The sequence below is a fragment of the Sulfurovum xiamenensis genome (genome assembly GCF_030347995.1).
Taxonomy (GTDB): domain Bacteria; phylum Campylobacterota; class Campylobacteria; order Campylobacterales; family Sulfurovaceae; genus Sulfurovum; species Sulfurovum xiamenensis.
Genome location: NZ_JAQIBC010000001.1, coordinates 315,146 through 337,392, shown reverse-complemented (window position 1 = coordinate 337,392; position 22,247 = coordinate 315,146). Strand labels below are relative to the sequence as shown.

Below are 22,247 nucleotides of genomic sequence, written 5' to 3'. Positions count from 1 at the left end.
CTTTATAGTAGTCCTACCGCTTCTCTTACTTTAGACATTTTGGCATGTGCGATCGCTCTGGCTTTCTTCGCTCCTTGTGCCAAAATATCATTGACTTCATCCATATGGTTGAGGTAATACTCTCGTTTTTCTCTGGCTTCACCCAACTCTTCCCAGATCAATTCTTTGAGATATTTTTTAAAGTGACCATACCCCTCTTTACCGCTTTTATAACGTGCCTGCAGTTCAAGTTTCTGTTCATCATTTAAAAAGAGGGATGCCAATGCATAGATATTGTCTCCCTCATATTCTAATGGTTCACCTAATGGTGTGGAGGATGAGATGATCTTATTACATCTTTTTTGAAGGGGTTTCTCCTCCATGAATAGATCAATGGCATTGTCATAGCTCTTACTCATCTTTTGCCCGTCAATACCTGGGATCGTAGCCACATCTTCTTGTACAAGGTGCTCTGGAAGCGTAAAGATCTCACCATATTCATTGTTGAATTTTATCGCGATATCTCTGGTCATTTCAACGTGTTGGATCTGGTCTTTACCTACAGGAACTTTTTGGGTATCCAAGATAAGGATATCCGCTGCCATCAATACAGGATAGGAGAAGAGAGCATGACTTGCTGGGATACCTTTGGCCACTTTGTCTTTGTAGGAGTGCGCACGCTCCAATAATCCCATAGGTGTGAACTTAGAGAGTATCCAGTAAAGTTCAAGTACTTCAGGCATGTCACTCTGTACCCAAAATGTTGTTTTCTCCGGGTCAATGCCAATGGAAAGATAATCCACAGCAGCATCGATGGTGTGTTGTTTTAGTGTAGCTGCATCTTTTGAACTTGTGAGTGAGTGGTAGTTGGCGATAAAAGTAAAAAGTTCATGTTCTTCTTGAAGCTCAACCATAGGCTTCATGGCTCCAAAATAGTTTCCTAAATGAAGTTTTCCTGAAGCTTGTATTCCTGTAAGTACACGCATATAGTATCCTAAAATAATTTTAGGAGATTATAGCGAAGTGTTAGTAAAAAAACCTACTCATCATCATCGAAGCGCTCGCCGCGTTTACGGGCAACGATGTCTAAAGGTACCCCTTCAAAGTCATATTTACTTCGAAGGAAATTCGCCAGGTAACGTTTGTAAGAGAAGTGTATAAATTCAGGTCTATTGCTGATGAGGGCAATTTTTGGTGGTTTGGTCTCATACTGTGTTGCAAACTTGATGTTTACTACCGCACCGTTATGTGAGGGTACATGGTGCCTTCTTATGGCTTCACGTATTGTATCGTTAAGTTCGGAAGTAGGGATACGACGGGTATATCGTTGATAGATCTCTGTCACTTTGTCAAGTATTTTGTTGACACGCAATCCTGTTTTTGCCGAAATGGTGATCAGCGGTGCATAGTGCAGGAACTTCAGCTCATCACGTATCTCTTCAACCATTTCCTCATAGGTTTTCTCTCCATGGATATCCCATTTGTTCACGACGATTAGGCAAGCCAGTTTGTATTTTTCTATCAGTCCGGCCACCCTTTCATCAAGCTCTGTCACACCTACGGTAGCATCAAGCACAAGTAGAACAAGGTTTGCTTTTTCCAGCATTTCTTCTGTACGTGAAAGTGCATACTTTTCAATACCCACGATTTTGCTTCTTCTTCTGATTCCCGCAGTATCGACAAAAGTAATTTTGTAGTCATTGTATTCTATGGTCTCATCAATAGGATCGATAGTTGTACCTGCAACATCAGAGACCACGGAACGTTCTTGACCCAACAGTGCATTCAGGAGTGAACTTTTTCCTGTGTTTACCCGACCGAGGATGGCCACCTTGATCTCGTTATCTATCTCTTCTTTGGTACTATTGATATCGCGGACTATCTCCTCAAAAGGGTCTACTTCCGTATCTTCGGTTAGTTCAAGTCCTGTAGGTTCTTCTTCCCGAGGAGGTATGAGTGCTTCAAGCCATGCATAGAAGTCATTGAAATAACGGTTATGACTGACGGACATAGGAAACGTCGCCTCTGCACCAAACTCCAAAAATTCCCAGTAACGCTCTTCTTCTTTGTCATTGTCGATCTTGTTGACCACAAGCGCAAGTGGTTTACCCATTGCCTGAAGTTTGTAGAAGAGTTCTCTATCCTCTTCAGATGGCAGGGTTTTACCATCTACCATATAAATGATGATATCTGCCACCTCTGCAGCTTTCAGTGAAAATTCGGCTACTTTAGAGAAAAGTTCAGTTGAGTAGTCTATCCCCCCGGTATCGATCACTTCAAAATCACGGTTTTCTGAAATCGTCACGATACGCTTTTTGATATCTCTTGTGGTTCCTGAGACATCAGCAGTGATGGCATCTCTCTGTCTTGCCAAACGGTTGAAGAGCGAACTCTTTCCCACGTTTGGTCTTCCTAGTATTGCTACTTTTTTAAGTTCTTGCATAAATAATATTCTTTCTTAATAATTATTGGAATTATAACACATTTTTATCAGGTGTCTGTTCTATATAGATAGAGCGTGAAGGGAAGGCAAAGCTTGCTCCGTTCTCTTCAACGATTTTCATAATTTTCAGATGGATATCTTCACGTATATTTAAGTAGCGTTCCCAGTTGGAAGTGTCGGTAAACGTATAGATGAAAATGTTCAGGGATGAATCTCCGAATGATTCGAAATTGACAAGCAAAGTCTCTTTTTGGGAGATCTTCTCATGTCCATGTAGCATGGCTCTTATCTCTTTGACGATGGCATCCACCTGATCCCTGCTGGTACCGTATGTAAGTCCTATCTGCATTTTGATCCTACGGACTCCCCTGCGGGAAAAGTTCTCTATAGGGGAGTTTGATACGATCTGGTTAGGCACTGTGATAAGTGCTTTCTCAAATGAGCGTATTTTGGTCGTACGCATTCCTATGTCTTCTACTGTACCTTCCACACCTCCTACTTTGATCCATTCGCCGATGCGTATAGATTTGTCTGCAAGCAGGGCAAAAGATCCAAACATATTGGACGCGGTATCTTTCGCAGCAAGTGCGAAGGCAAGACCTCCAAGCCCCAAAGAAGCAACAAGCGCGGTCACATTGATCCCCCATACTTGAAGCATGGCCCCCAAACCTACAGCCCCAACAAGGATCTTGGCTATTTTAAGTATGAAGTTCCCCATCTCTTTGGCAAGGTCAGGGTTGAATTTCTCCGTTGCATGGTGAAACACACTGCGCAAAGACTCCATCACAGAAATTATGGCCCAAAATACGGTATAGACGACCAGTGTATTGAGAACATTTTTAATGAATTCCGTCTCTTTGAATATCAGCAAGAAAAAGAGATGTGCACCGATCAGTATAAAAGCAAAACGTATAGGCCCTTTGAGTGCTGATATAACCTTGTCATCATAATAGGTCTCTGTTACTTTGGAGATTTTCTGCAGGGTACCTATAACAATAAGTGTGAAGAGTTTTCGAAAAAGCAGAAAGAGTAAAAAAACGACTATAGCAGCAAAAAGGTTTGCCAAAGGGATATCCAAAAAGGTGTTGTGCAAAAAAGGAAACTTTTCATACACAGGTACAAGCAGTGTCTGTACAGTTCCTTCAAGGTTCATGGAGAGGTCATCTATGACATTGAGGGATTGTGTGGCATTGAGTTCGGTCGTATTTACTTCAGTTGTTGGCATATTTTTCGTATCCTCCACTTTTTATACACATCATTATAATAGAATTTGGTATAAATTGAGATGGAAAAGGACCGATATGCTAAGAAGAATGATTATATTGAGTGGTTTGTTTTTACTTTTAGGAAATTTTGCTTCAGCCAAAGTGACACAATTGGATTATAGAGCAACCTTTGGAATATTTGGTACGGTAGGAACGATAAAAAACAGACTGACACAAAATGCTGAAACCTATGAGATCAATACAAAAGTAAGATTGGCAGGATTGGCGAAAGTCCTGATGGGCGGACAGACTGAACATTATCTTTCTAAGGGGCATATGAAAGATGGAATCATGGTGAGTGATTTTTATCAGATGACAAGTGAGAAGGGAGATAAAAAAGTCGTTAAAGAATATCGTATCGATCATGATAAGAAGAGTGTCACAAAAAGGGTTCGAAAATGGAAGAAAGAAAGATTGGTAGAAGATCATACAGAAAGACTCAAATTTTATGCTGAAGATGACCTTTTGACACTCTATTTTAACCTGGGTAATGCTGTGAAGGAAAAGCAGAAAGGGAAAACATATTTGTTTAAGTCAGTGGGACTTGAAAAACAAAAGGGTAAAGTCCAAATTACTGTACCCGATGAGGGTCACGTAGCAGCATACAAAAAAGATCTGGGTCAGGATGGAAAGATCTATGCGAAGGCATTCATCCATCAAAAAAATTTCAGAAAGAAAAAAGGTGATATCCTACTTTCTGTTGCAGAAGATGGATTTATCCATAGATCTGTGATCAAGGATATACTGTTATATGGAGATGCAAAGCTTACAAGGATCAAATAGCTTTAGCATGAAGCACAAAGTCTATTACTTTTTTATCTGACATTTCACAAGGTTTAAGCATCCCATTTTTCAGGGTGGGGTAGTAGTTCCCACTGACAATGTCATTGCCTCCCAGCTCTTGGGCATACACTTTGAGAAGTTTGCCGTCCAGCAATGTCTCTTTTCTCAGTAAATACCGTTTGTCAAGGTAACGTACATCATTCGCACCATTGGGAAGTGCTAAAAGCTTGGTATAAAATTCTGTATCATTCATAAAGGTATTATGCTACACTTTCACAAAATTAGCAAATATGGTTTTGCCTAGGTAAAAAAGTTTTTTAGAAAAAATGGGGATGATCTTTTGACAAAAATGATTAAAAATATGGATAGAGGTATCCTTCTGATGCTTTTAGCATCACTGAGCTTTGCTGTGATGGGAGGATTTGCAAAAGTCGTGAGCCAGGCGCTGCCCCCGGTAGAAGTGACTTTTTTTCGAAATATCTTTGGAGTCATTCTTGTAGGCATAGCCATTTATAAAGTGCCTTTAAAGCAAATAGGCGGAAAGCCCTTCTTACTTATTTTCCGCGGTTCTATGGGGTTTGCAGCACTTTTGGCATACTTTTATATCATGGCATATATCCCCCTGGGTGAAGCCGTGACTTATAACAAAACCTCACCGATATTTGTGGCGATATTTGCCTATCTGTTTTTAAATGAGAAATTACACAAGAGTGCTTTACTCGCTATCATCATAGGATTCGTGGGAATCATTCTGGTAGCACAGCCTGAAGGTGGGACTTTTGATAAGTATGACATTCTGGGTATTTTTTCAGGTATGGGTGCAGCGCTGGCGTATACTTCTATACGGGAACTTAGAAAATATTATGATACACGTGCTATAGTCATGTCATTTATGGGGGTGGGAACAGTTGCACCGCTTTTTCTGATGCTGATCACACCCTATGTGAATGTTACAGAGGAGTTTGATTGGATGTTTGCAGCGTTTGTGATGCCAGAGGGTATAGAGTGGGCTTATGTTGTGGCAGTCGGTATCTTTGCAACCATTTCTCAGCTTTTGATGACCAAAGCGTATGAACTTACAAAGGCAGGGATTGTTGGTACCATTAGTTACAGTAATATTGTCTTCGCGGTAGTGATCGGTATCATGCTTGGAGACCCCATTCCTGATATTTGGACAGTTTTGGGTATAATCTTGGTAATATTATCAGGGCTGCTTGTAGCTCTGCCAAAAGGACTAAAATGATTTTGATCGCTGGACCTTGTGTTCTGGAAAGTCGTGACAATGTAATGCGTATCGCTGAATCTTTAGGGAAGTACCATGATGACTGTACTAAAGATTTTTATTTTAAAGCAAGTTTTGATAAAGCCAATCGTACAAGTTTGGATTCTTTCAGAGGTCCTGGACTGGATGAAGGGCTTAAAATGCTTCAAGAGGTTAAAGAGCAGTTTGGTTATAAGATCTTAACGGATGTCCATGATTACACACAACCAGCAGCAGCGGCTGAAGTAGCAGATGTACTTCAAATTCCTGCATTTTTATGCCGACAGACAGATCTGTTGGTTGCTGCTGCAAAAACCTCTGCAGTCGTGAATATCAAAAAAGGACAATTCCTGGCACCTGCTGCCATGGAACACTCTGTAGGAAAAGTGCTTAAGACCAGAGGGTTCGATGGTGAGGTGAGTTATGAGAATGCCAAGAAGTATAAGGTATGGCTTACGGAAAGAGGTACAACCTTTGGCTATGGTAACCTTGTCGTAGATATGCGTGGTCTTAAAACGATGCGTGAGTTTGCCCCTGTGATCTTTGATGCAACACACTCTGTACAGATGCCTGCATCGGGTGGAGCAAGTTCAGGTGGAGATTCTTCATTTGTGCCTTACCTTTCACGTGCTGCTGCAGCAGTAGGTGTGGATGGTTTCTTCTTCGAAACGCACTTTGATCCGAGCATCGCTTTAAGTGACGGACCGAATATGATAGAGTTAAGCAAGTTGGATGCATTGATAGAACAGATCGATGCGATCAGAATGATCGTTGAGTAAATAAGAATTTAAATATTAAAAGTAAAGGAATAACATGAAAATCGTAGAAGGTCAATTATCGGTAGATAAGAGTAAAAAAGTAGCGATCATCAATGCAAGATTTAACCACTTCATTACAGATAGACTGGTAGAAGGGGCAAAGGATGCTTATGCAAGACATGGCGGAAATGCCGATGAGCTGGATCTTATCTTGGTACCGGGTGCATTTGAAATACCATTCGCACTGGATAAAGCATTGGCTTCTGGAAAATATGACGCAGTATGTTGTTTAGGTGCAGTGATCCGAGGTGCAACACCTCACTTTGATTATGTATCTGCAGAAGCAACCAAAGGTGTGGCATCAGTAACATTGAAACACGGTAAACCGGCAACATTCGGTGTACTTACAGTAGACAGCATCGAACAAGCTATAGAGAGAGCGGGTACCAAAGCAGGAAATAAAGGTGCTGAAGCGATGGTAGGACTGATCGAGCTCATTAACCTTTACAGTGAGCTTGACTAATGGCTACTAGACATCAGGCACGTACTGCTGTAGTGGGGCTACTTTATGCCTATGATCTGGGAAATGAGAATATAGGTAAGTTCTCAGATGAGATTTTGGAAGAGGGTAAGATCCGAAACAAGCAAAAAGAGTTTTCAGATATTCTTTTCCAAGGAACCATAGAAAATCTTGAAATGTTAGATACTAAAATCAAAGAGCATTTGAAAGATTGGGACTATGATGCCATAGGAAAAGTAGAAAAAGCGATCATGAGATTAGGAGCCTATGAGATCCTTGTCGCCAAAACAGATAAAGCCATTATCATCAATGAAGCCGTTGAATTGGCAAAAGAACTTGCAGATGAAAAGTCACCACAGTTTATCAATGGTGTTTTAGATGCATTGGATAAAGAGAAATAAAAAAATGATATGCGTGAAAACGCAATGTAAGAGAGGCACTAAATGACGATTCGTACCAATTCCGCACATAAACGTATGAGTATTGATGAGGCAGTAGAGCTTATTGAAAACGCTGATCTGAAAACCCTTGGGAAGATGGCACTCGCACGTAAAAAAGAGATGCATCCCAAAGGTGTCACTACTTTTGTTGTAGACAGAAATATCAACTATACGAATATTTGTTGGGTGGATTGTAAATTTTGTGCTTTTTATACACATGAGAAAAAAGAAGATGCGTACATTCTGAGTTTCGATGAAATAGACCAAAAGATAGATGAGCTCTTGGCTATAGGCGGGACACAGATACTCTTTCAAGGAGGCGTACACCCTAAACTGCAGATAGAGTGGTATGAAGACCTCGTTGAACATATCTCAAAGAAATACCCTCAAGTTACGATACACGGTTTTTCCTCCATCGAGATTGATTACATCGCCAACCGTTCAAAGATCAGTATCTCCGAAGTCCTGAGAAGATTGAAAGCAAAGGGGCTCAGTTCTATCCCTGGTGCGGGTGCCGAGATTCTTTCAGACAGGGTACGTGACATCATAGCACCTAAAAAACACGATAAAGATACATGGCTGGAAGTACACCGTCAGGCACATAAACTTGGTATCAAGTCTACGGCTACGATGATGTACGGTACGGTAGAGACAACCCGAGAGATCGTAGAGCATTGGGATTATATACGTCAGCTTCAGGATGAGACCGGAGGGTTCAGAGCCTTTATCATGTGGTCCTATCAAAGTGACCATACACAGCTGAAAAGAGAGTTGCCAACGATCACCAAGACCTCTTCCAATCTTTATCTTCGTTATTTGGCTGTTGCCAGACTTTTTTTGGATAATGTACCAAACATACAGAGTTCATGGGTGACACAGGGCTCTTACATAGGACAAATGGCCCTTCTTTTTGGCGCCAATGATCTGGGTTCAACGATGATGGAAGAAAACGTGGTTTCAGCAGCAGGGGCTAAAAATCAGATGAACCAGGAAGAGATGATAAAGCTCATTAGGGATGTGGGGGAAAAGCCTGCAAAACGTAATACCGCGTATGAGATATTAGAACGGTACTATTAATAGGACGTTGCAATTTAGTTGTTTGTTAGCAGTCGACTTATGTGACCATACACATTTATGGGTATTGTAGAGTAAATAAAAACCTAAAGGTTTTATATGACAAGAATTAAAATTCAGTACAGTGAGGCACTAAATGCCGAATCTTAAGAAAATAATTTTATTATGGATAGCAGTACAAGGAGTATTGATGGCAGCATTCGTTCAAGAGATCGAGATTAAAGGAAGTAAAGTACCTGTTGTATTTGAACAAGAGAAGTACCTTCCTATCGTATCCATCCAACTGATCTTTCAAAATGCAGGACATTTGAGTAATACCAAAGATGGTTTGGCTGATATGTCTGCAAGGCTCATGAATGAAGGTACCTCTAAAGAGGGAAGTGTAGGATTCGCTACAAAACTTGATGCACATGCCGTAGAGATCGGTGCACATGTAGGACGTGAGAGTTTTGTGATAGAGGTCTCTTCATTAAAAAGTGAATTTCCTTATGCAGTAGAGCGTCTGGAAGAACTTTTAAAAGATCCAAATTACACCAAAGAAGCACTGTCTCACATTAAACATCAAAAGATAGGTTGGCTGACACAAAAGAAGAGTGATTTTGATTATATCGCAGGGACTTCTTTGCGTGAAACACTTTTTAAAGGGAGCGTTTTAGCCAGACCGTATGACGGTACGATCGAGAGTATAGAGAGTATATCATTGGAGGATATTCAGACATTTATCTCTACACATTTAGGGTATAACAATGCCATAGGTGTTGTGGGCGGTGATATTACTTTGGATGAAGCCCAAGGGTATCTGACAAAACTTCTTGCAGTATTGCCAAAAGTGGAAGAGAAAGAAATAAAAAGTATTCAAGCTTCAGATAAAAAAGAAGTGGTACTCATCGATGAAGATACCCAACAGGCCTATATCTATTTTGGTGCACCGTTCAACTATAGTTATAAAGAAAAAGATCAATACCTCGCCAAGATAGCAGAGTATCTTCTTGGGGGCGCCGGGTTTGGTTCACGTCTGATGGAGGAGATACGTGTAAAACGCGGGCTCACCTATGGTGTCTATTCGTCATTCAGACGTACAAAACCGGTTTCTTATTTGAGTGGATATATGCAAACAAAGCTTAGTACGCAAGATGAGGCAAAAGATCTGATACAAGAAGTGGTAGACACCTTTGTCAAAGAGGGTATCACCCAAAAAGAGCTTGATGATACGAAGAAGTTTTTACTTGGTTCTGAGCCCTTACGTACAGAAACACTTTCCCAGAGACTGCATAGAGCCTATAATGACTATTACTATGGGAGACCGCTTGATTTTAGTAAAGAGCAGTTAAAAAAGATCGAGTCTGTTACACTGGACGAGGTCAATGCCTTTATTAAAGCACATACAGAATTGTCAGATATTACTTTCAGCATTGTCACAAAAAAGGAAGCTGCTCCTAAAAAATAATATGTCAAATTGACATATTATTCCTTTTGTCTCTAAAACTTTTGTATAATCATTAAAACAGAAGGGAATAGGGATGGAAGAGGCAAAACAACTTTTTAAAAAACTCAAAATTCACTCTTTGCTTGATCTAGCACTGATTATCCCGACTTCTTACAACGATACGACACTTTCAACTACCCTGGAGCTAGGTAAGATCAATACCATTGAGGCCAAAGTAGTTGATTCGAGTGTTTACGCGGGAAAATTGCGTGTCACTTTTAATCTCACTCGATCAGGCAGACGGCTCTCTTCTACATTTTTTAGGGTCACCCCGTACCACCATAAACTTTTTGAAGTAGGGTCAAGCCATGTGATACAAGGCAGATTGGAAGAGTATAAGGGTTACTTGCAAATGTCACAGCCCAAATCCATCAAAACGATAGGAAAAATAACACCCAAGTACAAAACTGTACTCAAAGAGAGTGAGATCTCTTCACTTATTGAGTGTTATGTTAATGAACAAAATCTCTATCATGAAGGTTTGGACAGTAAAGAGGTTTCTACACTGATGCATATACATTTTCCAAAAAGTATGGAAGAGGTGTATGAGGGTACGACCTTCAAGCCTGACTTTATCAGTGTACTGAAGTTTGTTGAAGCCTACAATCATATGAAAAAATTACGGGGTAAAAGAGCAGATTTCCCTGCACACAGATCACTGACAGGCAGTATAGAATCATTTGTGAATCATTTGCCTTTTACGCTGACACACGAACAACAGGAGGTCATAGCACAGATACGATCGGATTTGGCAAGAGAAGACAAAGCAGCCAAACGCATGGTCGTTGGTGATGTGGGTTCTGGTAAAACGATGGTGATACTTGCCTCAGTGATGATGGCACTACCGCATAAGAGTATATTGATGGCACCTACATCACTGCTTGCACTGCAACTCTATGAAGAGGCATGTAAACATTTGCCAAAAGATATCAAAGTGGCACTGGTCATGCAAGGCAAAGACCAGGGAAATTACAAAGAGGCAGATTTTATCATTGGAACTCATGCACTGCTATTTAAAGAAGACCTGCCCCAGGCTTCTTTGGTCATGGTCGATGAACAACACCGTTTTGGTACTAAGCAGCGACAGAGTTTGGAAGCGTTGGTCAGTGCAGGTGAGAAAAAACCGCACTTTATACAGTTCTCAGCTACCCCGATACCAAGAACACAGGCGATGATGGAGTCTGAACTTCTTGATGTCAGTCTCATCGCTACCACACCTTTTGAACGTGAAGTCTTGACTCAGACCATAAGTAAGCAGGATTTTCCCAATCTTTTGACACATATCAAAGATGAGATTGCCCAAAAGCATCAGGTGCTCATCATCTACCCTTTGGTAGAAGAGAGTAGTGAGGTTCCGTATCAGTCTTTGGAAGAGAGTCGGGGCTTTTGGGAAGAGAAGTTTGAGAATGTCTATGTCACACATGGTAAGGATAAGGATAAAGAGGATGTATTACTTGAATTCAGAGAAAAAGGGGATATACTCTTAGCCACAACAGTGGTTGAAGTGGGTATCTCATTGCCAAGGCTTACACTTATCGTGATCGTAGGTGCAGAACGGCTTGGACTTGCTACACTGCATCAACTCAGGGGTAGGGTAGGCCGTAATGGGCTAAAGAGCTGGTGTTATCTTTACTCCAACAGTACAGAGAATTTCAGGCTTGAACAGTTTGCACGAACGAACAATGGTTTTGATATCGCGAAACTGGATCTGAAATTTCGTGACAGTGGTGATATACTGGACGGTACGATACAAAGCGGTCAGCGGTTCAAATGGCTGGATATGGCTGAAGATGAAGCAATCGTTTCAAGGGCAAAAAATAGATTGAAAAGTGTGGGAATTTGATCCCCAGGGTATCCTGGAGAACTTAAGAAAGGGATTTTAATAAAGTCCGAATCTACCATCCGCTCTTTTATACATGACACGCATCAATCCCTCATTGTCATTAAAGACAATAAATTGTCTTTTTTTCTCAGCTTGTAGTGCCTCTATCGCTTCATCAAAATCCAATGGTTTATGTAACTCGAGGTCCATTGGGACAATCTCTACTTCCTCTGTTGTTAATTCACTGACAGCTTCAGCTTCTTCTCCCAGATCCCTAAAACTCATAATTTTATGATCTTTTATTTTATCGGCATGTCTTCTAAGTGATTTTTTCACTCTTTCTATGGCCAGATCCATAGCGGCATACACATCTTTATCTACTTGGGTGATAACGATCGTATTTTTATCTTTAAGGTTAATAATGAACTCTGTGACAAAGCCTTTTTTCCCATTCTTTTCACTCGCTGAGATCACAGTACTTGCAGAAATAATGTCTAAGTGATATTTTTCCAGGCTATCAATAGCTGCTTCAGCATAAGTCTTGATAGGCTCAGTAAGTTCGAAATGTCTTCCCGTTATACTTTTGTTCATAATATATCCTTAATGTTAAAGTATAGATATATCGCTATATCCATACTTAATTTTAACTTAAGATACTTAATGAAAGGTAAATAGAAGAGGATTTTTATCTCTTATTAATTCGCACTTACATGCCCTGTTTCAGTGGCAATGGTTACAGTAAGTGGTGTAATCGAAGCGTCTGCAAAGTTAAACTGGATTATACAGTCTGAATTCATGTATTCATCGTAGTCATTTTCAGCATCGGCTATATCATTATGTGGCCTACCTAGGTTGTCAAATCCAATATCAGGATCTTCATTTGAACATCCACCATTAAAAGTCATATTTATGATACCATATGTTTTTCCTATAAAGATATTAGGGCTTTCATCAGCATCAATAGTACTATCATCAGTAAACATATATTTACCATTGGCAGGATCTATGGCAGTTTCAGCTTTATCTACAGAACCATTGAGGTTAGCATCGGATGAAACTGTATAGAAATTTTCCAAATTGTCTCCTGAGGTTGAGAAAGTGATCTTCCAGAGCGTTGTTTGCCAATTTGTACCTGGAACAGTTTTATCATCAATAAGTGCCAAATGTTGAGTATATCGGATTGCCGAAAGGATATTGTCCTTTGCCTCCTGTCTTAGATCACGATCCAATCTTGGCATGGCAAGTGCTGCGAGTATACCTAGGACAACAATAACCATGACAAGTTCTATCATTGTGAAGGCTTGTTTCTTCATTGGGATTCCTTTAAAAAATAAATAAATTTTTTTATTATAATTTTTGTAATGTTCTTCTAAAATATACAACAGGTATTGCACTATCATAATCAGGATAACTTACACTGACATCAACAATGATGAAGTCTGAATCAGAAATAGGCTTACTGGTTGCAGTAATCGTATAATTTCCAGCAGCAGTACCATTTATAGTTCGGTTTGCCGTATTATTTGCTGCGGCGGTAGTTGCATCCATAATAGCAAGTTCTGTATAGCTTTTAGCATAGAGAATAGCTTGTTCCCTTTTATACTGAAGCACTGTAGATTTAACAGATTTTGCAGATATATTAAGTATAAATGCACCTACGGTTGCCATTAGAACAATAATAAATATTGCTGTGATCAATGAAAATGCTTGTCTCATCGGATAACCGCCTTTTCTTTACAGATTGTGATCTTCTCGTCAGCTGCTATCTCTTCTTCTATACAAAGTTTAAAGCGTATGGTATCTCCATCACCTTTAAATCTAAAAGAGACAAATTTATCGACAAGTACACGGGAACTACCATTGGAACTTTGCGTTCCATCCCACGGCTGGTAGTTATATCGCAATGTGAGAGTATTCCCTACAGGTACTAGGGCATAGGCACTCCAAGCAAGTTTATACTGGTCTGTCATGACTTTTTCATTGTTGTCTTCAATGGTAATAGTAGTACCACTTACAGAGGCTACTGGAGAGATACATGTACTATCTGTAAACCCCATACATCCTGCAATGTAATTTGTGGTAGGGCTGTACTCATGCCCATCAAAGATGATTGCAGCATTACTAATATTTTTAGTACCACTGCTAAGTTCTCCAATAATGCTATTTGTTGTACTAAGATTAGAACCAGGTGTGGATATGGTTGTCTTTGTTGTATTGACTGTATCGTTCAGATCACAATATCCACTCCACCCCGGCGTACTTTGTGCACTGAAACTATCGTTGTCATATGCAATCCATTCTAAAACATTGTAACTGTCATCAGGAACTTGCTCAAGAGGTACTGGTGTAGTAGCAGGACCTACTCTACCTATGACAGAACTTGAAATACGATAAGCTAATCTATTAGCAATCTGCATGGCTGCAAGTTCGGCTTTATTACTTGCACGATGAACAGCTCTTTGGACAATATAACTCTCGTAAACGTTGGCAATGGCAGATGACCCAATTGATGCTACGATACCTAATATAGTAATAACCAAGACCAATTCTAGCATGGTAAAAGCACGTTTAAACGAAGTAAAAGTTTTATACATCATTCAAATACCTTTCTTTCAAGCTTATACGAACCTACATTAGATGAAAATGCATTGAGTTTGATTTGTTTTTGGAGTTCTGGTGTTGTTCCACCACTAGTAAGCGTGATGGTTATTCCTTTAATGTTCGATGTTGCACCAGATGCAGAAGTCCCAACTGGAGACGTAGACGTGTCATTGAGGTAGCTCACTGTTGTGGCAATTGTTATTGTTTGGTCTATAAGATCTGAACCACCCATAGGAGTAAGCGTGGTATTTATGCCATTTACATCATCTATATCATCTAAATCACCAGTATCTGCACCTAAAGTTGATGCTGAACGTGTCCCTCCTGTAGAGGAGAAATAGGTTCTTGAACGTAGATTGGTTCTAGCAGCTTGATTATAATTCCCGCTAGCAGTTGTTAGGATTGTCGAATCTAATGTATCATTAGTATTGGACTCATCCCACTCTCTGGTCATGATAAGGCTTATATCTGAAGCTGCAGCTGCAATGGCTTCCTGTTGTAAAGTGGTGTAACCACTTTGACTTGCTTGATTCACCATTAAGGGAACACTTAAAAGAGTAATACCAATTACTACGATTGCAAATATAAGCTCTATCATAGCAATAGCAGGTCGTTTAATGTTCAGATTTAATTTCATTTACCAATCCATTCTTTTTGATTTCTTTTTACTTGCATTGATATCTACTACATAACCAGTATCACCTACACCTGTCCAAGCAGAGTCACCAATGAAACGTACTTTATAAAAGGGACTAAGAGGTATCGGATCATCCGGGTTATATATTAACCACTCATTAGAGTAAATGGATGGAGTAGGCGTATCGGTTTCTCTTACAATCTCAATTGGTACAGTTAGAGGAACAGCTGATCCATTCGTAGCGACATTGACAGTATTAGCTATACCACTAGTCCAACTAGTAATATCTGTAGGATCTGGATTACTTGTATTATTGACTGTCGGTGTACCGGTACCTTCGATGAGTGGATCACCAACCATCAATGTTATGTTCCCATCAGCAGGGGTGTGACCTGTGGAGACATACCAATTTGGTTCGTTTATTCTTCCAAGAACTGTGTCAATGCCAGTAGTACTACAAGCTGTAGGAGATAAGTCACAATAAACATCTATTATAATAGGTGTGTCAAGATTAGACCCGGTGATATCTTCATAGAAGAATTTAGACGCTCTTGATCTTGCATAATAGTAAGTGACAATTGTATCTGTCAGTGTGACTGCTCCTGCTTCTACACCATCTGTATCAATGATATTAAGACCAGACAAGTCCATTTTGAAAGGGTTGACTACCAAATCCTCTTTTCTATCAAAATTTAGTTTGTATTCGATATGTGATGTACCATTACCATCTGGTGCATCAGCAGGGAAGGTTGCTGCCATATTTTCAATCGGCAGTGATGGAAGAGTGATAGGACTGGTTATAGGTGTAGGGAAACTGTAATTTCCTTCTCCACTATTGTCCGTACCATCATCTTCTACAGGGTTATAGTAAAGAAAGTGTGTCACTGCAGGTGTAGCACCAGGGTAGCTAATATCTGTACTGTCTAATACCAATGTGAGATTGGTATCTTTCGCATAACAGGTTTCTATATAGTTGGTTGTGACATTGTTATCTCCTCCCATAGCTTTGATATCCACAGTTAAAGAAGCAGCCATAGAATAATTGTCATCATTTTCATAGGCGTTGATATCATGAAGATAGGTAAAATTAGTGATTTCATTATGATCCGTTAAATTGGCATCAATATTAAAATGATCAGGTATAAAAATCATGGATTTTTCAGTCTTTATCATACATCCCACTCGTCCGTATGCATCTAGGTAAGGATTTGTTTCGTTACTATTGATGATACAGGTGGATCTATTTTGGTCTATAAAGGTCCAGTTCTGATCCATAATAACAAGTTTGACTTTACCTACATTCGGATAGTTTATCGTGCTAGTAGATTGACCTCCAGGAGCAGTATCAATATCATTACCATCAATTGTATAAAAGTTTATGGTCTGAGAGTAACTGTTCTCATCTGGACAGGAGAGAGTTGGATCTATTTCCGGTACGATCACTGCAATCGCTTCTGGATGATCGTTACCTTTTAGTTGCCACGCTGGTAAAGCACTGTAATAGTCAGATTGAGTATCACTAGGATCACCAGTCGTCGCATTGAGATCAATAGGGTAGTCTACACCAGCTTTATTCAGTCCATTTTGCCATACAGGTACGTTCAGAGAAAAATCTTTTGGACGAACAGAGAATCTGATATTAATATCTGGAGCCGTGGCATCAGCTATACACTGTGCGCAACCATAGTCTGTATCATATTTGTGTGGTGAAATGGTTGTTGTTTTACCTCCACAGTTTCCTAAATATGCATTTGAATCACAAGGTGCTGCTCCTCCACCATCTCCATAGAGGCAGGTGGAAATATGAGGATAGTTCTCAATAGGAAATACGTTGGTGATCTGTTGTGCAGAGTTCAAACAGGCAGGCACAATACAAAGAGAACTTTCAAGTGAACTTTGCGCACAATTAAGATTTTCAACAGCTCTGAAAAAATTACCATAGTCGATGAATTGCATATGGATATTAAGATCTCTCCATGCCTCTTTGATGACAGGATATGGGTTTTGGTTATTATCATTACTATAGTTTGGAAGTGTTAGTATATGGTCTGGATGTGGATCCGGATCAGGTGGTAGTGCACCTGACCATAGTACTTGAGTGTTCCCATTATGGTCTATATAGTCTAAAATAATACCAGCATCTATAGTTCTAAGATTGTTACCCTCTCCAAATTCACCATTATAGTCTGCTGGATTCCCATCGGCATCCAGATATGTTACCCCTAAAAGGAATGGCTGATTGACTATTTTTGTTCCTACTTTAGGATAGGTAAGATAGTCAATGTACTGAGCGGGATTTGCTACTGTGATATCTTCATTGAGCAGTCTAACATCATTCAAACCAGCACCAGTTTGCTGGGTAAGTGGAGGTGGGACATAGTAAACATTATCACAAGGATAGACATACTCTTCAATGGTATCTTCCTCACCTGGAAGGTTGTACTGGGCGATTAAAGCAATATATTCAAATGTTGTACCTGCATTTTGCCCTCGCCCTGCTGGTACGGTATTGACATCTACAAGCGTACGATTCATATCTGCTGATAGGTCACCTAAACTAAAGTCATGTGCCTCATTAAATGCTTCTTTAAAATATGAACTGGAATCTCTGTTAAGAAGATTATCAAGATCTTTTTCTATTCCACATGTATTACCATTTTCTACTACATAACATTCATCACTGGTTATCACAGAAGTATATGCTTTAAAGATATGCACATTGTTAAGTTCTTGATCCGTACTTCTGAGAATAGTAACAGAGGTATTACAGTCGGGACCATATAAAAATGCCCCTGCCTGATAACAGATTTGGTCTTCTAAAGGAAGAGTAGGGACATAACATACATCTCGGTTATAATCCAAATCACCAAAATAGCTTGGGAATATGGTCACCGTGACACTGGCAGTATCGGCTACACTATTGTTATAGATGACAGATGCTTCATTGGTTAGCTGCATACCTTGATCTGGAGCAAGTACATCATAATCTATAAATTTGATTCCACCTGGTGTCATGCTTCCTGTACATGTGATCTCTGAGTTTGTATCACTTGTATTTACGTCACAAGAAAAATTTCCATCATCTATGATATTAACAGTGGCATCAGAAAAAAATCCATCTTCCAGGTTATCTTCGATAGTTATGGGATCATAGGTATTAACATTTGAAGTATTTCTGATCGTTAATGTATAGTGTATGGTTCTGTTACCCTCAATATATTGAGGCGATGCAGATTTATAGATTTCTAACCCAGCTCCAAAAGCAAAATAAGTACATAATATAAATAGTATAATTTTATTTTTAAACATATCTTCCATTCTCCCTTATATGTGCACCCAATGTGTATATTTTAAATGATGTATAACTCCAGGGTATAAGATGCCCAAATATTTATTCATTATAGGACGTTTATAATTAATTTATTCTTAAATATTACATAATATAAAGAGGAATATTACTACACGGACTAGATAAAAAAATGAGATCTTTTATGGTTTATATAGATTGTTTGTACAAAGCTAATACGCTTTTTACATACTTTGAGCTATTATATATATTATTAGATTTTAATTTAGGGAAAGATATGAACTTGAAGAAAAGTGTGTTGGTAGGTATGGCTGCAGCGATATCATTTTTATTTGTGGGGTGTGGTGATGAGAAGGAAGTGGCTGAGTTTAATAAACCGGCACTCTATTGGTATCAGAAGATAGCCAACAGTATTACGAGCGGAAACTTGGATAAGGCTGATGCATATTATATATCTCTTAAGAGTGAACATATGCGTTCACCCCTTATGCCGACCTCTTTGATGATGCTTGCTCATGCACATATGAATGCGGAAGAGTACCTGCTTGCAAACTATTATCTTGATGAGTATAACAAACGTTTTGGCGAGTATGAGAGCCGTGAATATACAGACTTCATGAAACTCAAGGCATCATTCTTAGGTATCAAAGATGTCTATAAAGACCAAAAGCTCATTATGGACAGTATCGCTACGGCTAAAGTGTATATCAATCGTTATCCGGGCTCCCCTTATGCACCGCTTGTTAACACTATGCTGATAAGATTACATATGAGTCAATATCTGCTCAATGAAAATATCGCAGCACTCTATGACCGTACAGGCAAAGAAGAGGCAGCCAAGATCTACAGAGAGAAAAACAAAGGCTCTGTGGTTGAAATGACTGATATTACGCCACCTGAAAAAGGCATCATAGGTTATGTCTTCGACTAATCTTTAAAATGCAGGAACACAACACCTTTTAAGGGTGTGTTTGATATATAAAACAAAATTTAATATTTTTAAAGGAGCAACATTATGCAACTCAGTGATTATGATGCATTTCCGACTACCTTACCTATAGTGGTTGAGGATGAACTTTTCCTCTACCCATTTATGATAAGTCCCATCTTTCTTACAGACCAAAAAGATATCGATGCGGCAGCTGATGCGATGGAAAATAACTCATTACTCTTTGTGACTTCTTCTATGCCTGGTAAAGAGGGTACACATGATTTTGATACCATGTATAAAGTAGGGGTGATCGGATCGATCATGAGAAAAGTACATATACCTGATGGCAGGGTCAAGATACTTTTCCAGGGACTTGCCCGTGGAAAGATCGTTGAACCTCAAGAAGGTCCTTTTAACCGTGCTGTGATAGATGTGGTCACGTTAGAGAGTTATAATAAGCTCAAAGCAGATGCTTTGATGGATATTCTTAGAGACAAGGTAAAAAAACTTTCTGCTCTGAACAGTCAAATACCTGCGGATCTTGTACGTACCATAGAGGAGAATGATGAGCCGAACCGTATCGCAGACTTGGTCTCTTCTATGTTGAAACTGGATAAAGAAGTTGCGTATGTCCTTTATGTGGAGATGAATATAGAAAAACGTCTCTTGGGGCTCATTGACATCGTAACCTCTCAGATAGAATCTGCAAAGGTACAGCGTGAGATACGTACAAAAGTGCATTCGAAGATAGAACAGACCAATAAAGAGTATTTCCTTAAAGAACAGCTAAAAGAGATACAGCAAGAGTTGGGCATGGATACGCAAAGGGAAGAGGAGATCGCTAACTTTAGAGAAAAAATAGCAGAACTCAAACCCCACATGCAAGAGGATGCGTTTAAAGAGATCAGCAAACAGTTAGACCGTTTTGCCCGTATGCATCCTGACTCTGCTGATGCCAATGTACTTCAGAGTTATCTGGAATGGGTACTTGAACTACCATTTGGAAAGTTGACCAAGAAAAATCTCAGTGTGAAAGATGTGTCACTTGAGCTCGATAAAGACCATTACTCTTTGGAAAAACCAAAAGAGCGTATCGTTGAGTTTTTCTCCGTTCGTGAATTGGCAGAGCTTAGAGGTATCAAACAAAAAGAGACTGGAGGTGTCATACTCTGTTTTGCAGGACCTCCGGGTGTAGGTAAAACTTCACTCGCCAACTCCATCGCTACGGCATTGGGAAGGCCTCTTGTGCGCATGGCGCTTGGTGGACTTGAAGATGTTAATGAACTGAGAGGACACCGAAGAACCTATGTAGGAGCAATGCCTGGACGTTTAGTGCAGGGATTGATAGAAGCCAAAAGCATGGACCCGGTCATCGTACTTGATGAGATAGATAAAGTAGGACGCAGCATGAGAGGTGACCCTACTGCAGCGCTGCTTGAGATACTTGACCCGGAGCAAAACAGTAAGTATAGAGATTATTATCTCAATTTCAACATTGATCTGAGTAAAGCTATTTTTATTGCGACTGCAAATGACGTGGGACGTATACCTGCACCACTGCGTGACAGGATGGAGTTTATAGGGTTGAACTCCTATACACCTAAAGAGAAGTTTGAGATCGCAAAGCGCTATCTCATACCTCAGGAACTGAAAAAACATGCGTTAAAGAGTAGAGAGTTTTCCATTACAGATAAAGCACTAAAAACACTGATAGATGAATATACTAGAGAAGCTGGGGTACGGAATTTACGCCGTAGGATTGCCGGCTTAATGAGAAAAGGTGCAAGACAACTACTAGAAGATAAAACAATAGAGTCGATAAGCATCACAAGAAAGAACCTGGAGAAGTTTACAGACAAAAAAGTCTTCGAGATATCGCAAGTAGACAGTAAGCCTCAAGTCGGAATTGTCAGTGGTTTGGCTTGGACAGCGGTGGGGGGAGATGTTTTAACCATTGAAGCGATTAAGATCAAAGGTAAGGGAGCATTACAGCTTACCGGTAGTTTAGGTGATGTGATGAAAGAGTCTGTGCGTATCGCACATTCTGTTGTGAAGATACTAATAGACAGTGGTGAACTTCCTATCTCACCTTCAATCATTCCTCATAGTGCAAAAGAGAGAGAAGAGCGTATCGCAGTGGATCCAAGTGAAGTCTATAAGCGTTATGACCTTCATATCCATGTACCTGAAGGAGCAACGCCGAAAGATGGCCCAAGTGCGGGTATCGCCATGGTAAGTGCCATCGCTTCCATCTTAAGCGGACAAAAGATAGACAATAAAGTCGCTATGACCGGTGAAGTCACACTGACAGGAAAAGTATTGCCTATCGGCGGGCTCAAAGAGAAATTGATCGCTGCATACAAAGCAGGAGTTGAAAAGGCGCTTATTCCAATGAAGAACTATGAACGTGATCTAGATGATATTCCTGATGAAGTAAAGAATAACGTAAAAGTTATCGGGGTGTCTCGTATTGAAGAAGTATTGAAAGAGATATTTGTAAAATAAGGAGATTTTTTATAGAGTTTAACCAGCCTTATGGCTGGCAGGATTTATTGTTGTAAGAGATCAGTTAGTTTGCCCACTGGTCTATTTTTTCATAGAGATTATCTTGCATAACAGGTTTACGCAAGAAGTCGTTTGCCCCATTATCATAGACTTCTGTTTTACGTGTATCATCCGTAGAGAGTACAATAACAGGTACATGTGCATTATTCATGTCAGATCTAAAGATCTTCAAAAACTCTATCCCATCCACAACTGGCATCATGATATCCAAGAGTATCATATTGATACTAGGATCTTTTTTCATTTTATCTAATGCGTCAGACCCATTTTCTGCCTCTATGATCTCTGTTACTTTTGGATTCTTTTTTAAAAGAGTCTGTATGAGCTTTCTGTTGATGAAGTCATCATCAACAACAAGTACTTTTAATGCCATGT

At 39.7% G+C, this 22,247-nt stretch carries 21 protein-coding genes; 10 read left to right on the top strand and 11 right to left on the bottom strand.

Annotated elements, in window-relative coordinates; translation table 11 throughout:
• Window positions 1-2 precede the first annotated feature (2 nt).
• From trpS to PF327_RS01735, 3 genes are read right to left on the bottom strand one after another with little or no spacing between them, the layout of a single operon-like run.
• Window positions 3-965 (bottom strand): tryptophan--tRNA ligase, encoded by a 963-nt coding sequence (trpS, locus tag PF327_RS01745; RefSeq protein WP_289401068.1) that lies wholly within the window; start codon window positions 963-965, stop codon window positions 3-5.
• A 53-nt stretch (window positions 966-1,018) separates the two neighbouring features.
• A complete protein-coding gene (der, locus tag PF327_RS01740; RefSeq protein ID WP_289401067.1) occupies window positions 1,019-2,422 on the bottom strand; it encodes a ribosome biogenesis GTPase Der in 1,404 nt (467 codons plus the stop codon).
• Between the two features lie 31 nt (window positions 2,423-2,453).
• Window positions 2,454-3,647 (bottom strand): mechanosensitive ion channel family protein, encoded by a 1,194-nt coding sequence (locus PF327_RS01735; RefSeq protein WP_289401066.1) that lies wholly within the window; start codon window positions 3,645-3,647, stop codon window positions 2,454-2,456.
• Between the two features lie 76 nt (window positions 3,648-3,723).
• Here PF327_RS01735 and PF327_RS01730 point away from each other — a divergent pair, with 76 nt between their 5' ends.
• A complete protein-coding gene (locus tag PF327_RS01730; protein WP_289401065.1) occupies window positions 3,724-4,470 on the top strand; it encodes a DUF3108 domain-containing protein in 747 nt (248 codons plus the stop codon).
• Here the strand turns inward: PF327_RS01730 and PF327_RS01725 are convergent.
• Window positions 4,463-4,723, bottom strand: coding sequence for a hypothetical protein (locus PF327_RS01725; protein ID WP_289401064.1), 261 nt, complete (start codon window positions 4,721-4,723; stop codon window positions 4,463-4,465). The two genes, PF327_RS01730 and PF327_RS01725, sit on opposite strands and share 8 nt — an antisense overlap.
• Window positions 4,724-4,819: 96 nt before the next feature.
• Here PF327_RS01725 and PF327_RS01720 point away from each other — a divergent pair, with 96 nt between their 5' ends.
• The 7 genes from PF327_RS01720 to recG all read left to right on the top strand — a co-directional run bounded on the left by PF327_RS01720 (window position 4,820) and on the right by recG (window position 11,852).
• Complete coding sequence (locus PF327_RS01720) at window positions 4,820-5,713, top strand: DMT family transporter (protein ID WP_038000302.1); 894 nt, start codon at window positions 4,820-4,822, stop codon at window positions 5,711-5,713.
• Window positions 5,710-6,510: a 3-deoxy-8-phosphooctulonate synthase gene (kdsA, locus tag PF327_RS01715; RefSeq protein ID WP_289401063.1), complete on the top strand. Its 801-nt coding sequence runs from the start codon at window positions 5,710-5,712 to the stop codon at window positions 6,508-6,510. The genes PF327_RS01720 and kdsA overlap by 4 nt, the downstream gene beginning before the upstream one ends.
• A gap of 34 nt (window positions 6,511-6,544) precedes the next feature.
• On the top strand, window positions 6,545-7,012 hold the full coding sequence (gene ribH / locus PF327_RS01710) for a 6,7-dimethyl-8-ribityllumazine synthase (protein WP_008244203.1): 468 nt from the start codon (window positions 6,545-6,547) through the stop codon (window positions 7,010-7,012).
• Entirely contained in the window at window positions 7,012-7,410 is a 399-nt protein-coding gene (gene nusB, locus PF327_RS01705; RefSeq protein ID WP_289401062.1) for a transcription antitermination factor NusB, read from the top strand. Before ribH ends, nusB begins: the two co-directional genes overlap by 1 nt.
• Window positions 7,411-7,452: 42 nt before the next feature.
• Window positions 7,453-8,526, top strand: coding sequence for a dehypoxanthine futalosine cyclase (locus tag PF327_RS01700; RefSeq protein WP_008244188.1), 1,074 nt, complete (start codon window positions 7,453-7,455; stop codon window positions 8,524-8,526).
• 187 nt (window positions 8,527-8,713) lie between these two features.
• Complete coding sequence (locus tag PF327_RS01695) at window positions 8,714-9,970, top strand: M16 family metallopeptidase (RefSeq protein ID WP_289401060.1); 1,257 nt, start codon at window positions 8,714-8,716, stop codon at window positions 9,968-9,970.
• 73 nt (window positions 9,971-10,043) lie between these two features.
• On the top strand, window positions 10,044-11,852 hold the full coding sequence (gene recG, locus PF327_RS01690) for an ATP-dependent DNA helicase RecG (RefSeq protein ID WP_289401059.1): 1,809 nt from the start codon (window positions 10,044-10,046) through the stop codon (window positions 11,850-11,852).
• A gap of 36 nt (window positions 11,853-11,888) precedes the next feature.
• Here recG and hpf read toward each other — a convergent pair whose 3' ends face one another.
• The 6 genes from hpf to PF327_RS01660 all read right to left on the bottom strand — a co-directional run bounded on the left by hpf (window position 11,889) and on the right by PF327_RS01660 (window position 18,378).
• On the bottom strand, window positions 11,889-12,422 hold the full coding sequence (hpf, locus tag PF327_RS01685) for a ribosome hibernation-promoting factor, HPF/YfiA family (protein WP_008244183.1): 534 nt from the start codon (window positions 12,420-12,422) through the stop codon (window positions 11,889-11,891).
• A 104-nt stretch (window positions 12,423-12,526) separates the two neighbouring features.
• Window positions 12,527-13,144 carry a pilus assembly FimT family protein gene (locus tag PF327_RS01680; protein WP_289401058.1) on the bottom strand — a complete coding sequence of 206 codons (618 nt, stop codon included), beginning with the start codon at window positions 13,142-13,144 and terminating at the stop codon, window positions 12,527-12,529.
• A 34-nt stretch (window positions 13,145-13,178) separates the two neighbouring features.
• Window positions 13,179-13,547, bottom strand: coding sequence for a type II secretion system protein (locus PF327_RS01675; protein ID WP_289401057.1), 369 nt, complete (start codon window positions 13,545-13,547; stop codon window positions 13,179-13,181).
• On the bottom strand, window positions 13,544-14,428 hold the full coding sequence (locus tag PF327_RS01670; RefSeq protein ID WP_289401056.1) for a type IV pilin protein: 885 nt from the start codon (window positions 14,426-14,428) through the stop codon (window positions 13,544-13,546). The genes PF327_RS01675 and PF327_RS01670 overlap by 4 nt, the downstream gene beginning before the upstream one ends.
• Entirely contained in the window at window positions 14,425-14,970 is a 546-nt protein-coding gene (locus tag PF327_RS01665; protein ID WP_289401055.1) for a hypothetical protein, read from the bottom strand. Before PF327_RS01665 ends, PF327_RS01670 begins: the two co-directional genes overlap by 4 nt.
• A 99-nt stretch (window positions 14,971-15,069) precedes the next feature.
• Window positions 15,070-18,378, bottom strand: a complete 3,309-nt coding sequence (locus tag PF327_RS01660; RefSeq protein WP_289401054.1) for a DUF6701 domain-containing protein — start codon at window positions 18,376-18,378, stop codon at window positions 15,070-15,072.
• A gap of 275 nt (window positions 18,379-18,653) precedes the next feature.
• Here PF327_RS01660 and PF327_RS01655 point away from each other — a divergent pair, with 275 nt between their 5' ends.
• Both PF327_RS01655 and lon read left to right on the top strand, forming a co-directional pair.
• Window positions 18,654-19,307: an outer membrane protein assembly factor BamD gene (locus PF327_RS01655; protein WP_289401053.1), complete on the top strand. Its 654-nt coding sequence runs from the start codon at window positions 18,654-18,656 to the stop codon at window positions 19,305-19,307.
• An 84-nt stretch (window positions 19,308-19,391) separates the two neighbouring features.
• Window positions 19,392-21,812, top strand: coding sequence for an endopeptidase La (lon, locus tag PF327_RS01650; protein WP_289401052.1), 2,421 nt, complete (start codon window positions 19,392-19,394; stop codon window positions 21,810-21,812).
• A gap of 64 nt (window positions 21,813-21,876) precedes the next feature.
• On the opposite strand, the gene PF327_RS01645 is transcribed toward lon, so the two are convergent.
• Window positions 21,877-22,245, bottom strand: coding sequence for a response regulator (locus tag PF327_RS01645; RefSeq protein WP_008244170.1), 369 nt, complete (start codon window positions 22,243-22,245; stop codon window positions 21,877-21,879).
• Window positions 22,246-22,247: the final 2 nt, after the last annotated feature.

Bases quoted from the DNA above. Each gene is read 5' to 3' on its own strand.
- trpS (WP_289401068.1), bottom strand. From the start codon at position 965: ATGCGTGTACTTACAGGAATACAAGCTTCAGGAAAACTTCATTTAGGA.
- der (WP_289401067.1), bottom strand. From the start codon at position 2,422: ATGCAAGAACTTAAAAAAGTAGCAATACTAGGAAGACCAAACGTGGGA.
- PF327_RS01735 (WP_289401066.1), bottom strand. From the start codon at position 3,647: ATGCCAACAACTGAAGTAAATACGACCGAACTCAATGCCACACAATCC.
- PF327_RS01730 (WP_289401065.1), top strand. From the start codon at position 3,724: ATGCTAAGAAGAATGATTATATTGAGTGGTTTGTTTTTACTTTTAGGA.
- PF327_RS01725 (WP_289401064.1), bottom strand. From the start codon at position 4,723: ATGAATGATACAGAATTTTATACCAAGCTTTTAGCACTTCCCAATGGT.
- PF327_RS01720 (WP_038000302.1), top strand. From the start codon at position 4,820: ATGATTAAAAATATGGATAGAGGTATCCTTCTGATGCTTTTAGCATCA.
- kdsA (WP_289401063.1), top strand. From the start codon at position 5,710: ATGATTTTGATCGCTGGACCTTGTGTTCTGGAAAGTCGTGACAATGTA.
- ribH (WP_008244203.1), top strand. From the start codon at position 6,545: ATGAAAATCGTAGAAGGTCAATTATCGGTAGATAAGAGTAAAAAAGTA.
- nusB (WP_289401062.1), top strand. From the start codon at position 7,012: ATGGCTACTAGACATCAGGCACGTACTGCTGTAGTGGGGCTACTTTAT.
- PF327_RS01700 (WP_008244188.1), top strand. From the start codon at position 7,453: ATGACGATTCGTACCAATTCCGCACATAAACGTATGAGTATTGATGAG.
- PF327_RS01695 (WP_289401060.1), top strand. From the start codon at position 8,714: ATGGCAGCATTCGTTCAAGAGATCGAGATTAAAGGAAGTAAAGTACCT.
- recG (WP_289401059.1), top strand. From the start codon at position 10,044: ATGGAAGAGGCAAAACAACTTTTTAAAAAACTCAAAATTCACTCTTTG.
- hpf (WP_008244183.1), bottom strand. From the start codon at position 12,422: ATGAACAAAAGTATAACGGGAAGACATTTCGAACTTACTGAGCCTATC.
- PF327_RS01680 (WP_289401058.1), bottom strand. From the start codon at position 13,144: ATGAAGAAACAAGCCTTCACAATGATAGAACTTGTCATGGTTATTGTT.
- PF327_RS01675 (WP_289401057.1), bottom strand. From the start codon at position 13,547: ATGAGACAAGCATTTTCATTGATCACAGCAATATTTATTATTGTTCTA.
- PF327_RS01670 (WP_289401056.1), bottom strand. From the start codon at position 14,428: ATGATGTATAAAACTTTTACTTCGTTTAAACGTGCTTTTACCATGCTA.
- PF327_RS01665 (WP_289401055.1), bottom strand. From the start codon at position 14,970: ATGGTGAATCAAGCAAGTCAAAGTGGTTACACCACTTTACAACAGGAA.
- PF327_RS01660 (WP_289401054.1), bottom strand. From the start codon at position 18,378: ATGTTTAAAAATAAAATTATACTATTTATATTATGTACTTATTTTGCT.
- PF327_RS01655 (WP_289401053.1), top strand. From the start codon at position 18,654: ATGAACTTGAAGAAAAGTGTGTTGGTAGGTATGGCTGCAGCGATATCA.
- lon (WP_289401052.1), top strand. From the start codon at position 19,392: ATGCAACTCAGTGATTATGATGCATTTCCGACTACCTTACCTATAGTG.
- PF327_RS01645 (WP_008244170.1), bottom strand. From the start codon at position 22,245: ATGGCATTAAAAGTACTTGTTGTTGATGATGACTTCATCAACAGAAAG.